The following is a 13659-nucleotide window of genomic DNA, read 5'->3' as shown; positions in this document are numbered from 1 at the left end:
AACTCCTACCTAACTCTTTTTAATGGTATCTTATTTATACCAGTCATCTTTAGCATTTTACCGAAAGTAATCTTTTGTGGTTGATGACTTCCATCCTCAACCCATAATTCCCAATCCTTCTCATAATCCAAAATATCTTTCTCTGATTCATAATATAGAATAACTTGTCCGTAATCAGATGGCCTTGTAATAATATAAATCTCCTCATTATTCTTCTTCACTAAAAATATTGTCTTATCAATTTCTACCATTGAATTTAAATCATATTCATTTTTACTACCTAGATAAGTTAAAACATTATCTTTAGATCGTTCTAATATCTTTTTCACATAGTCAAATTTGAATTTATCACTCTCAGATAAATGGGTAAAATTATCCGCAAAAAACGCATTATTCATCGCATTTTCCAATGTCTTATCCGTATAAATACCAGACTGAATTAATATATCTTCAGTCATAGTTTCTTTTGAGGTAATATTAAATTCATTAGTACTTTTTTGTTGCAATATTTTTTCTAACGTAACGCTATCCTTTATCCCGTATTTGTCTAGAAGATCATCGTAGATTTCTGCTTTTTTCATATTTGAAGCAATCTCTTTATCATCATATAACCAATGTTTATTTTCACAAAGTTCCGGAAAAACTTTCTGGGCTAGATCTAAGTTCTCTTCTATCCAAATAAATATTCTCTTAAAAATTGACTTGATTTCACCACTTTGATTTATTCTGTTTCCTTCATTTTTTTTAACGAATGCTACTATTGGTTCTGCTAAATCCTTTGTGTGCTTTTCTCTATTTTCAGGCAGCTTCAGAAAAATTTCTTTATCTAATAGTTCATTTCTAATATCGAGTCCACACTCTGTAGCAATACTTTTTAATTCTTCATCTATTTCTCCATCATCTAAGAACAAATCATCTTTTGTTAAGTAAAAACCGTTTTGATTTGGTAAAATAGGTTTTGTTGATTTATTTATCAAATTGTCGAAATCATTTTTCACTAGAAAATCAACAAATTTACCTAGCCACTTTAATGCTTCACTCTTACTTAGAAAATTGTAGTCATTAACAAAATTATTGATATTTTCTGTTTCGCTTATTTTTTCCGCAATCTGTGTAGCAACACTCTTAATAGACTTGTCTAATAACTCTTCCGAAATATTTTTAACATACTTCTTTTCCTGAAAATAATTTCCGAAGATTTTCACTGCAAACGGTTGAATTTCAATTTGTTTCTTGTAATTTAGCTCCTCTTGATGTAAAACTAAGATTCTAGAATATACTTTACACTCTAATTCACCACTAGCCCATTTTAGCTCTTCTACTATTTTTCTTATAATGCTTTCGTTATTAACTTTTTCATAATCAATAAAGTTATTGGCCTCGACATTCCTATGTAGTAGGTACTCTTTACAATCTTCTCCGAGTAGATCTAATATTTCCTTATAATCCTCATCAATATTATCATCAAGTGAAAGTTCTGTACCTAATTTAAAAATCCCGTTTTGATTAGGTATTACAGCATATTTCCCTGAGACTATATGCTCTATCATTCTCTTTTCTTTTTTTACAAGAGTAAAGTATTCATTTAACCAAGACTCTGGTTTATATTCGATTTCTAAGCTATCGGTCAATGCCTCTAATTCTTTTAATTCTTCAATTCTCATTGTCAATCTTTCTAAATCGAGATTTTTACATTCACTCCATAGAGATTTATACCAATGATGGATATCCTCTTTCCGCGGTAACTCGTTAGGAATCCACTTTCTAGTCAAGTCCCATATACTAGATCGAATTTGCTCATTTATATGATTTGGTATTGCCACTTGGTTTTCACCAGTTTCATTATATAATGCAATTCTTTTGCTGGCAGCATTATCTATTATTGGACAGTATTTAATAAATTCTTTTAGTTTATCAACCACACTTTGCTTTAACCAATCAGTTGAAATCCAATCTTTAGGAGTGATTCTTTTTATCTCAGTAGCATTATATAGACCATACCAATAATTTTCAGATGCATAGTTTAATAGTGATTGATATAATTTACACGCTTTAAGTATCAAGTTCTTATTCTCTTGAATTTTTCCATTTTCTATGTCAGTTAAAAAAATACCGTCTCTCGGTTCTGTAGGATTAAATGTTCCGCTTTCAACTATTATCGGAAATGGAAAATCATCTGTACCAACTAATGGAAAGTCACAGAATATTTTAGGCTGTTTTTTATCAAATTGCTTTATCCACACTTGTTCATTTCTTTTTTCAAGTGCTACAGCCACCCTAACTGGTTGATCCTCAACCAACAAAATAAAATAATATTTTACATTACCATCTAGTAACTCTTCTATCTTATATATAGAGGAATTCTCTAGCCTACAGTCTAGTTTCTCAATAACCTTATATGTAATGTTTTCAGATTCAATATTTACCTCTTCTATCTTAGGGTTTAATGCCATTACATATGGAATTGAAATCTTTAAGTCTTCTAATCCTGTTTCAGCAACTTCTTTCCCTTTTTCATCTAATGAATATGTAAAAACCGTATTATAATCGTTAGGATTGTAATACTGTGACCCTTTTGCCACGGTACTTTCATCTAATTCCTCATATGCTAAATTTATTGACTCTATTATTGTTTCTTTATTTTTACCTGACCTATCAATAGTAACCTTAAAATTCTTAATTGGCTCATGTTCATCTGCTATATAGCCATTTACAGTAACTATCTCTGACAAAAGATGTGTTGTTAAGAATCCAGTACCAAACTTACCCGTTACTTTTTCTTCTTTATGTCCCGCATCTCTATCTTTGGTAGATACCTGTTCAATTAGGAATACGATATTCTTAGTAGAAAATGGTCTACCGTTATGGCTAAATTCAAGAATATTTTTTTCTTTACTTAAATTAATTTTAACTTTCACTTTACCACTAGAATTAGAAACATCTTTCGCATTTTGCAATAGCTCCCATATCCATCTTCTAGGACTATTACTATTAACACTTAATTTAAGCTTGTCCATCATATCTAGTATTTTATTTGCTACATTAGCATTATGTGCTTCTTGTCTTTCTAAGAGTATTTTTTCTTTATACATATATCCACCTCGCCTAAAACAATCTTCCTTACTTTAGATGTATAGTCCTTGGTTGACAATATTTAAAGGAATAATCGCACGTGGTTTTATCTTAAACCCATCGGGTTCGTCATATATCATTTTTTGAAGTTCTTTTGCTTCTTTTGCAGTTTTTACTAAGGTAATTGCATTTGTAGGTAATTTAAAGTCCCCTTTGTGCCTCCATTCTCTCTCATGTAACCAACTTATCCAACCTTTTTCATTAACTTCGAATCTTACTACTCTCCACAGTTCACTCTTTGGTATATTTAAATCTTGAATTTCTTGATTAGACAAATATAAAACAGGTCTACAGTTTTTTTTATAGCCAAATTTCTTTGTGAATGCAATGCCATAAGGTTCATATCTTGGATTATTAGGATTTGCACTTTCTTTATCTAGAACGTATTTTAGCGAACTAAAAGGTATGTCCATAAAACATGCTGCAGTATCATTCCCCTTTACGAAACCTGTTCTATTGCTCCCCCATATGACTCCTGTTTTTAAAATACTCACTAGGTTATCTAGCGCTGTATATTGATCTTCTTTCAGAGTATTTTTTGTAAGGTGAATTAGGTATGGAGTTAGATCAGGTCTGTCATGAAAATAAAGCTCATCAAAATCTTTAGCCATCAGCTCACCTCTTTTTAAATCTATATTAATTATTAGTTTAATTTTATACTTTACTACCATAACTTTCTACTGAATTCACTATTAATTCTTAATATAAAATACTAGAATAGGCATACACACAGATATTACTTCCTATTTCCAATTTAATAATTCGACAAAATCATAATTTCTCTACATAATTTGCAGGGGTTTAGGATTTTTCTGTCGAATGTATTAGAAATGCAGATTTTTACATAGGTGTGTATTTTAAAGAAATACAAAAAATGGTTAAGCAGGTTTAAAACAACAATGACTATATATGTTCATAACAAAAAGCTTTAAAAAGACTTCCACAAAATTAGGGGGGGTACTATTGTATAGTATATATACTGCTTATTATGACTTAATAGCAACGGCAAGTTTATTAAATATAAAAAAAAATAAAAAGTTTTCAGCAGTACCAGTGTATCCTTTATTTCGAGATATTTGTTTAATGATTTATCAAATAAACAAGGATATTCTAGATGACTCGGTTCAATTGGATCCGACTATAAAGAAGATACGCCATAGGGTGAAGTTATTTCAAAAAAAAGATAATTATAAAGTGTACAATCGTATAGTAGATTTACACACATATCAGTTTGGAAATGATATAGATAACCTAGGCTTTTACTTAGAAGGTGACAAGCTAGTAGGAAGTACAATATATACAACTTACATATTTCAAGATACTCATTTCTTTAGCACTAACCCTAAAGAAACCGGAAAGATCGCACTTGCATTTGCTAAAATGGTGGGAGAATCTGCTGGGCTAATTATAGAGAAACTTATAGAAAAATCCAATTATACCCTACCACTAATGGATCCTCCTACTTTTTTATATAACGATGATAAGCCTTATAGAGATAAAGACATATTAAGTACTAAATTTTATGGAGAAGACCAAAATCATAATGTCGCTTTAACAAGATTAGTAGTTAGTCTTCAAGAAGCTTCCACTTGTATTTGGCTTTATAAAGGAATCTCCATCAAATATGACAAACTTCAATTAGAAAATTATATATTATTAAGGCTCTTAACAATTAAAGCAGATGAGGTCATGGATAATCTAAAGAATATGCGTAGATTTTTACCTGATAACTTCAATCAGATAGATGAAAATTGTCAATTCAAGTTATCAGCAATTATTAACAAATTTGATAGTGAGATAGAAGAAGAGTGCAAAGAGTTAAGAAATATGATTCATTATAATGAGGATAGAGAGAACTTTCTGGACTATGTAAATAGTAAGATGAAAAAAGATAATAATTATATTAATGCACTTACCTATAAGATTGTCAGTGACTATATGGCACCTTTTAATGATATCATTTCAGATTATTTACGGATAAATAATATTAAAAGTATGAGCGATTTTGAAAAGATAACTAGAAGAGTATTCACATTAATTAAAAGAAGAGATTTTAGATCAACCAATTCTAATAAACACCCTAATAAATAATATATTAAGATCTAGTATATTCTATAGCAAGAGTGTCTTTCCAATAATTTCATAGTACTATTACTTCATCATCACATACTTTGTAATGATAAAAAATTTCACTAACAATAAGTAGGCGCTAAAGAATATTAATTTGATAAAAAAGAGGCTTCTCAAAAGTGTGGACAACTTATGAGAGGCCTACAATAAAGTATAAATTGTCAGTCAAATGTTAGCCAACCAACTTATTTAACTCAAAAACCCTTATATATCAAGGATTTTGGCGACTATCATATCATGCCGCCCGTAAGATGAGAGTGTGTAATATCGTTAATGAGAGGTGCAAAAAGTGCGGTAAATCAACGTTTTGGATATTTTTGACTGTAACATCTTTAACGTGGATTTACCGTTTTTTATGGGATTGCGTTAGCAAAATGTTAGCATTTTGCTAACGCATTAATAAAAAATAGTATCCTTACCCTATAATCCCCATTTCATATAAGAATCTAGAGGGTTGCTTTGTCCATCCATTGTACCTATTTGCATAAGTTAATGTAAGCGTAGAGAGAGTACGTGTTATTGCGACAAAGCAGTTTCGTCTTTCTTCCTCCATTTCAATACTAAAGTCCCCTTTTTTCTTACTCGCAAATGAGGGTAGTTCATCCTCTACTAATCCCAAGATATATACATGGTCAAACTCTTTGCCTTTAGCAGAATGGATAGTTAAACACTGTACGTAACCAACATCTGGTTCTTTTTGTTTAGAGGACAAATCAAGCTCCTGTAAAAACGTACTAAGAGTCACATCATTATACCCATATTTATAATAAAAGCTAGTCATTAATTGCTTCCAAACTTCAAACTCATCATAAAATAATTCTTTTTGTTCATCTTCCATTTTATTAATAAATATATCTGTATTTAACCATTGAAGAGTATCCTCTATAAATTTAATAAAGCTTTTCCCTTCAATAAGATTAAGATTTAGTGAATGTAAATAATTTTTACTAAGTTCTAATGAAGAAATACAATTATAGTATCCCTTTAAATAATCACCATCTCTAGCATCACTCCAAGCAATTACCTCATCAATGTCTACTTCATGTTCGCTGAAATACTCAAAAGTGTTTATCACTTCTTGTAAGAACTTTTTATCATTCCTTTTATTTGCCAAACGAAGAAGACTATGCATCCAAGATATATGAGGATTTTCAAACTCATTTTTCCTCTTTGAAATGACAGTAGGTATTTCCTTTTTCTTTAATTCTTCATAAATCTTTAACAACAATTTATTAGAACGTGCAATGACAGCAAATGTTGATTTGTTATCATGACTAACTTTCAATTCTAAGTCTTTTACAATCCACTGTATTTCATCATCAAATGAAGGGAAGTTTTTTAACCGTATTGATTTAGAATCTTCCTCGATTTTCTTCATTGCATGAAGCGGTTTTTTATTTTCTAATCGACCCTTATTATGGGCGATAAGATTATTGGCCAGCGTAACAACAGCTGAAGGGCATCTAAAGTTATCAGATAACTGTATGATATCTGCTTCATATTCCTCTTTAAACTCATGTATTCGCTTGTTACTTGCACCATTCCACTGATAAATTAATTGGTCATCATCCGCTACTATAAATAGGTTCTTAAATTTACTTTTTGTTAGTTGTTTAATCATTTGATACTGTGCGTAATTCGTATCCTGAAATTCATCAATACATATATATGAATAAATTTTCCGATAATGATTAGCAATAAAAGGGTACTTTTTGAATAAAAGATAAGTCCTAAAAATTAAGGACTCAAAATCCAAAGCATTCAAAGAGTTTAACTTATTTAAATATCCTATATATATTTTTTCTACTGCATTTCTCAAGTTAGGGTTTGATATTAATTTATCTAAAGGAACACCAGACTCAATTAGGTTCTTTTGAAGATATTGAATAACAGGTAATAAGTTTGTTGTTCCTATTGAATCTATCTCACCGTTACTTTCTAATTCTATTTTCACTTCTTTAATAATCTCATTCAAATCTTTTGAATCAGAATAGATAGTAAAATCTGGATTAACTCCTACATGGGAACCATGATTTCGTAGTACTTCTGCGCAAAAACTATGAAATGTTCCTAAATACATTCTTTTATTCATGTCTGGTACTAATTCATTTAATCTAACACGCATTTCGTCTGCTGCTTTATTAGTAAACGTTAAACCTAATATCCTGAAGTTTTCATTAATTGACTCTTTAAGTATTCGCGCGATTCTATATGTGAGTACTCTTGTTTTTCCCGATCCCGGTCCAGCTATGACTACTAATGGCCCCTCATTCCAATTAACAACTTTCATTTGAACAGGGGTTAATTTTGAAAACTCTGTTTTGAATAAATCACTCATTTGAAATACTCACACTCCTTTCTATCATTTCATGTACAAGTTTAGGTACTCTTTCACTATTACTATTTCTATCTTTCAAGATTTCTACCAATCTATTTGCGTTACCCACTTTATCTTTCTTAATAATTTCAGCTAATTCATCTTTGTCTACCATTCCCAGTGCATCTTCACTTATAGTATAACCGTTTTCAATTGCGATAGCCTTAAATTCCTCAATAAAACCTTGATATGCTAAATACGTTTCAAAATCTTTCTGAGGAAGCATTGAAACAAGTTTTTCTATTTCTTCTTGCTTGTAACCTATTTTTTCAATTTGAGCTAATGTACTTTCTCCTTGATCATCATTGTCTGAAAGTAAAAGCCATGGAAAATCAAGCAATTTAGCTAATTTAATGAATGCACCCGGTGAACCATTATTTTGATAATCAATTATACTTATACCATAATCATCAAGAGGAAGGTCTAATATCTCTGAAAAATATTGTAACAGTATATACTCCGTTTGGCCTTCTGCTAATAACCAACCTCTAGCAAAAAATAATTCCCCTCTTGTCCTCTGGACAAACGTAAATAAGTCATTCCTTTCTTCTTTTGTAAGTATTAATTGGGATTTAGCGATGAAATTATCAATTACCTCAGCGAATTCAGTATCCTTATACATTCCATATAGACCTCGTGATTCTTGCTCACTTATTGGCTCAAACGCTACTAGTTTATTGGTGATTTCATTATAAGAAAATTTCCCACCTTTCGCTTTAATAAATCTAAGTAAACTTTCTTTCCCCTCTACGGTTACTTCAACTTTATCTATTAAATAGTGAATAAAAGTTTCTGACCCTGTTTTCCTGAATAATCTAAGGTCCATTAAGTTCATATTTTGAACAAAGTACGGAGAATGAGTCGAAATTATTTTTTGACAATCTATTTTGTTTATCTTTGAAGCTAATGAACGGCTTGCTTGAGGGTGTAGGTGTGCCTCTGGTTCTTCTAAAGTTAATATCGCTTCTGTTTCTTCTTCAAAAGTAGTTTTTAATAAAACATCAATATATGCTTGAAATAAAAATAAGGTTGCTAGACTTTGAGTACCTTGTCCGTGTCTATCAAGTGGAAAATCTACATTACTTCCTTTACCTTTCATTACTACTTGTGACTTTGAAAGGATATCCCATGTTTTTAATGGCAGCGCATTTATTGACACTACCTCTTTATCATTTAGAGATAGTACCTTGTGAATGCTTTCTAAGGATTTTATCAATTCCTCAAGATTCGAATCACTTTTTATTATCTCTTCATTAGTTTTAGAAAGACTATTTTGAATTTCCCAAAGCTTCTCGTCAGGTATATTTACCTTTTTCAAAAATCTCCCCCAGAAAGGCGAGTTGGAACTAAACGTGTCGTGAATATCACGTAAAGCTTGCAAATAAAAGACTGGTGTAAGTTGAAGAAAATCATTATATTTACTATTTGATGCTTTACCAGAAAGTGTTTCTCCTTCAGTATTAAGAAAGTCTGTTTCTATTATAAAATCTTTTTGGCTTTCATCGTATCTAGAGAATACCCGTAACCAAATCTGGTTTATTGCCTCTTCTTCATCTTCCTCCCACATTATAGGTTGTACAATTTCACCTAATATCTGAGGGATCTTTTCAGGCCATTGGTTAGGTTTTTCCTCTCTAAAGATAAATTCAATAATAATCCCATCAGAATTTTTTGGTTCACTTTTCTCATCATTAACATAATAGTCATATTCATTGAAGGGTGAAACCCTTTTGTTAGATCTACCAAGTCCTAATTTAATAGCATCAAGAAATGCCGTTTTTCCTGAGTTGTTCTCGCCAATTAAAATTGTATTTTTTGATAGTGGAACTCTAATGTCTTTTAAACTTCTAAAGTTTTTTATTCTAACTTCTTTCAAGAACATTACATTTTACCCCCAGTCTAATTAAAATATAGAATTCAGTAGAACAGAACATGATTTTATTAGATACACTCTTTACTCCATACTTCTTAAAATTCTCTACCTACTCCAATATCAATTCATGTTCATATTCCCCCCTATATTTCTTGCTTTTTTAAATGAACCATAGCGTTAAATTGATATAATTAAAAACAATACATTTAGATAATCACATCTCTATCTTTCTAGCTCACTAGATTTATTAAATCCTGTTATAATTCCAAATAGGCTTACTATAATATCAAATAAAGCTGATAATGTTATAAATAATAAGGACAATTTTGTTATCAAAACCAACTCTTCCTTTGAAAACACAACAAATATTGGTACTTTTAATATCGGAAAATCTATCCCCTTCGTTAAAATGCATACTAATAGTAAAATAAAGGAAATAAAAATTGCTATTGTATCTTTCATTATAGATTTATACAAATTTCTTATGTTAACCTCAATATCTCTAATTGTTCCGTTATATAATTTATTTTCAAGTAGATTAGCTCTTATTTTTTCTATAGTGGTAAATAAAAATGTGATTACAGCAATAGATAATCCCATTAGAATACCAATCAAATTTAGTACATACTCATCCTTCACAATCTCTAGATCATTTATTTCTGGGTTGAACCTAACTAAAATGTAAGAAAATAAAAAGGAAAGGGATATTGAAATGACAAAGTTAAGAACCTTTAATATTCTAGTCACCTTTACTTTCTCCCATTACATGATCAAGTTCTCTAATACCTTCAACTACTTTACCCTTCGAACTATCATTTTCATTAATATCATCAGGTAAATCAATTGTTTTGATATTTTTCTTGCTACTAATCCTTTGGTGTTTTCCTTTATATACGCTATTTAATTCCCATTCACCACCACCACCGGTAATGTATTTAATAAAACCTTCAATATTATTTTTAACTACTTTTAGTCGTCCTTTTTCATTTTTAAATTTTATATCAGTACTTGTATTGTTAAAAAGAGCATTTAATTTTTTTAAAAGCATTTCAGCATCTATATATCCACCAAACAAGTTTGGTGAATTTAATTTTAATTTTAATTCATATATCTCAGACGATTGATTTATGTATTTCCAAAACGCATTTTCATCCGTAATTTCTTCTAAAAATATTCCATAATCGAAACTATTAATTTTTTCATTAATTAATTCTTCAATACGATTTTTTACAGTACTTACCTTTTTAAATACTGTAGTTTTTTTCTGAAATAATATTATTTGTTTTTGGTAATCTACAATAAAATAAATATATGGGTAATCTAACTCTTCCGAGGTTTGTACATCTGTATCCCCGTCTTGATGCAGGGTTCTAAGAGTTTCTCTTGCTAGTTTGTATAGGTGGATATTTTTATTTATCTTCCGTGAATAATATATAATATACTTTCTATTATTTGCAGAGAAAGTATATTTCTGTTCTTTTATTTTTTTAAAAAAGTCTATAACCAACTTATTCTTATTCTCTATCCTTAACTGCTGCATAGTAATTTGATCTTCATGTGGCACTACAAAGTACCTAAATGCAAAAAAAATCATATCTTTTTTCATTAACATCTTCCTTTATATAATAATTTTCAAAAAGTTGTGACCGTCAAGTAAAAAGACACAATTTATGCTCATTAATTTGAAACACTTTCTTGCCCAAATATAGTCGATCTATGTTTCATTCGATAACTATCTTCATTTAAATGAATGATTTCAACTCGATGTAAAATTCTATCTAATATAGCTGTAGTAATTGCTTGGTCACCTAATAATTCTCCCCACTCTTTTGGGCCTTTATTTGATGTTAAAATGATAGATGATTGATTATATAAATCATTGATCAAATGGAAAAACATATTAGCTTCCTGTTGATCCATCGCCATAAACATCAAATCATCAATAATGACTAAATCAGCTTCTCTTATTCTTTTCATTCTGGTTTGCGATTTACGTGTGATTTCCTCCGTTTTCAGCACGTGGACAAGATCTCCCATCGTAGTAAAGATAACCTTGTAACCTTGGTTTAACGCTTCAATGCCTAACCCGATTGATATATGAGTTTTCCCACTACCTGGTGGTCCTAATAGAATGATATTGTGCAACTGTTCTATCCACGTTAAATCTTTCAATCTATTCAATTGTTTGTTGCTTAAAGATTTCTGTTCTTTTAAATTGAATTCTTCTAGTGTCTTTTGGAAGGGAAATGTAGCCCATTTAAATCGTTTTTCTAATTGCTTTTCTTCTCTGCGAGTTTGTTCATATTTTGCTACATCTAAGAGGAACTGAGTAAAGGAGGAATCCTTTTGCTCAGCTTCTCTAATTAATGCAGGAAGGTGATTTGCTGTTTCCGTTAAACGTAATGTCTTCATCAACTCTTGTAATTGGTTTAGCTGACTCATACTGGTTCACCCTCCAGTATGGAAGTATAGGCATCTAATTCCCTTTTTTGAGCCTCCGTCTCTACAACCCATCCAGAAACTCCTATTATTCGTGTTACATTCTCATCGGTATCATTCACTGTATCTTCTATTTGTCGGTGTCGTTTTATATAGGCAACGACATCGCTAAAATCTGTTGCACCATAAAGGTTCCTTTTGATACACTCATTCAATGCTGCCGATAGAATTTCCCTGTTATTTATTTTTGTCTCTTTTAATATCATTTGGAGCTGATCCCTAATATATCGAGGGTACTTTTCTTTTACTGTTTGTAGATAATCATAAGCTATCCCATTGTCATTAAATTGCTGGGAAACGGTATTCATAAATGCATCGATACCTTTTGTCCTATCTCGGCTATGCTTCCTATCTTTAATCAATAATCCCTTCCCGTCAGGGATATGATGCTTTGCGATGATTTCACCTGTTTCAGGGCTATAAATGATTAATGCCTTTTCTTCGGTTTCCTTAATGCAGAGAGTTTCATATTTGCCAAACGTCCCCAACGGAAGAGAATAACGATTAGATAAATAACGAATAGTATTGTCCTTATGGACACATCTTGTTATACTATTTTCATAGTTATATTTTATATCTAGATTTTTGGTGACTGGTCTTAAGTGTTGTCTTTCCAGGGAAAACACTTCGACCGGTCTCTTTTTTGTTGTATGATGAACTTTATAGTTTCCAGTTCTATTGAGCCATTCCCAACCCTGTTCATTCCAAGAATCAATGTTATGAAATACCCGATGTTTAGCGAAGTTATGTTTAATAAAACCAACTACATTTTCGATTTTTCCTTTACTCTCTGGATCAGCCTTGCGGCAAACACGAAGGGTTAGATTCCTAGATTCTTTATATTGTTGGAACTCTTGCGTTAATATTAAATCCCCACCATTCTCACTGACGACTATTAAACTGTCTTGGTCGTATACTAATTCACTTGGAATCCCCCCAAACCACCTAAATGCATTTTCATGTGCTTTTATGACATCTTGGGTAGTGTAAGGCCTATCTAACCATTCTTTATATTTATATCTAGAATTAGATAATACAAAAGCTATAAAGTTTAGTTTTACTTCCTTATTATCGACTGCCTTCTGTTTCGTATGACCAAAATCAACTTGTATTTGTTCACCCATAGGTGAATCAGGTATAGCCTCATATATTCGTGGTGAAGTTTCCTTCTTTATTTTATATTCCTCTCGAAGCTCTCTAACATATAATCGAACTGTACTTTCACCTACTTTTAAATCTTCGTATTTCTCTTTTAGCCAATCTTCTACTTGTGCAGCTGACATATCTGGATGTTCCCTTAACCAAGATAATATCAGCTCTTTATAAGCATCTAATTTCTTACTCCTCGTCTGAAGTGACTCTACCCACTCAGACATATCCGAAGGAGACTTTTTTAGATAACGATATACTGTTGAACGTGATATTCCTAGCTTGTCTGCCACCTTCGTCTTACTGAATCCCTTTTTGATTAACTGACTAATTTCCATATACATTTCCCACTTATCCACCTTCTGTTACCTCCACTGTTGTATGTTTTAGGATATAAACATTTTACAATGGAAAGTACCTATATTTTATTGGTATATTTGGGTAAATAAGTGTTTCTTTTTATCTAGCAATAACTGTCTACTCTAGTTTAGCAGTCACA

At 30.9% G+C, this 13659-nt stretch carries 9 protein-coding genes; 1 reads left to right on the top strand and 8 read right to left on the bottom strand.

Annotated elements, in window-relative coordinates:
• Positions 1 to 5 precede the first annotated feature (5 nt).
• On the bottom strand, positions 6 to 3092 hold the full coding sequence (locus TE34_RS21315; RefSeq protein WP_047984591.1) for an ATP-binding protein: 3087 nt from the start codon (positions 3090 to 3092) through the stop codon (positions 6 to 8).
• A 33-nt stretch (positions 3093 to 3125) separates the two neighbouring features.
• Entirely contained in the window at positions 3126 to 3743 is a 618-nt protein-coding gene (locus TE34_RS09510; RefSeq protein ID WP_047984590.1) for a hypothetical protein, read from the bottom strand.
• A gap of 352 nt (positions 3744 to 4095) precedes the next feature.
• On the opposite strand from TE34_RS09510, the gene TE34_RS09505 reads away from it, so the two are divergent.
• Positions 4096 to 5223, top strand: a complete 1128-nt coding sequence (locus tag TE34_RS09505; protein ID WP_047984589.1) for a hypothetical protein — start codon at positions 4096 to 4098, stop codon at positions 5221 to 5223.
• A gap of 454 nt (positions 5224 to 5677) precedes the next feature.
• On the opposite strand, the gene TE34_RS09500 is transcribed toward TE34_RS09505, so the two are convergent.
• The 6 genes from TE34_RS09500 to istA all read right to left on the bottom strand — a co-directional run bounded on the left by TE34_RS09500 (position 5678) and on the right by istA (position 13519).
• Positions 5678 to 7600: an ATP-dependent helicase gene (locus TE34_RS09500; protein ID WP_047984588.1), complete on the bottom strand. Its 1923-nt coding sequence runs from the start codon at positions 7598 to 7600 to the stop codon at positions 5678 to 5680.
• Positions 7593 to 9521 (bottom strand): ATP-dependent nuclease, encoded by a 1929-nt coding sequence (locus TE34_RS09495; RefSeq protein ID WP_047984587.1) that lies wholly within the window; start codon positions 9519 to 9521, stop codon positions 7593 to 7595. The genes TE34_RS09500 and TE34_RS09495 overlap by 8 nt, the downstream gene beginning before the upstream one ends.
• 213 nt (positions 9522 to 9734) lie before the next feature.
• Positions 9735 to 10259: a hypothetical protein gene (locus TE34_RS09490; protein WP_047984586.1), complete on the bottom strand. Its 525-nt coding sequence runs from the start codon at positions 10257 to 10259 to the stop codon at positions 9735 to 9737.
• Positions 10252 to 11118 (bottom strand): hypothetical protein, encoded by an 867-nt coding sequence (locus tag TE34_RS09485; protein WP_047984585.1) that lies wholly within the window; start codon positions 11116 to 11118, stop codon positions 10252 to 10254. The genes TE34_RS09490 and TE34_RS09485 overlap by 8 nt, the downstream gene beginning before the upstream one ends.
• Positions 11119 to 11189: 71 nt before the next feature.
• Positions 11190 to 11954: an IS21-like element helper ATPase IstB gene (istB, locus tag TE34_RS09480; protein WP_047983502.1), complete on the bottom strand. Its 765-nt coding sequence runs from the start codon at positions 11952 to 11954 to the stop codon at positions 11190 to 11192.
• Positions 11951 to 13519, bottom strand: coding sequence for an IS21 family transposase (gene istA, locus TE34_RS09475; RefSeq protein ID WP_047983503.1), 1569 nt, complete (start codon positions 13517 to 13519; stop codon positions 11951 to 11953). The genes istB and istA overlap by 4 nt, the downstream gene beginning before the upstream one ends.
• Between the last annotated feature and the right edge of the window lie 140 nt (positions 13520 to 13659).

The organism is Ornithinibacillus californiensis, from assembly GCF_001038485.1.
GTDB lineage: Bacteria > Bacillota > Bacilli > Bacillales > Amphibacillaceae > Ornithinibacillus > Ornithinibacillus californiensis.
This window is presented reverse-complemented; position numbering and strand designations above follow the sequence as displayed.

Excerpts from the sequence above, each read along its gene's own strand:
- TE34_RS21315 (WP_047984591.1), bottom strand. The coding sequence starts at position 3,092 with ATGTATAAAGAAAAAATACTCTTAGAAAGACAAGAAGCACATAATGCT.
- TE34_RS09510 (WP_047984590.1), bottom strand. The coding sequence starts at position 3,743 with ATGGCTAAAGATTTTGATGAGCTTTATTTTCATGACAGACCTGATCTA.
- TE34_RS09500 (WP_047984588.1), bottom strand. The coding sequence starts at position 7,600 with ATGAGTGATTTATTCAAAACAGAGTTTTCAAAATTAACCCCTGTTCAA.
- TE34_RS09495 (WP_047984587.1), bottom strand. The coding sequence starts at position 9,521 with ATGTTCTTGAAAGAAGTTAGAATAAAAAACTTTAGAAGTTTAAAAGAC.
- TE34_RS09485 (WP_047984585.1), bottom strand. The coding sequence starts at position 11,118 with ATGAAAAAAGATATGATTTTTTTTGCATTTAGGTACTTTGTAGTGCCA.
- istB (WP_047983502.1), bottom strand. The coding sequence starts at position 11,954 with ATGAGTCAGCTAAACCAATTACAAGAGTTGATGAAGACATTACGTTTA.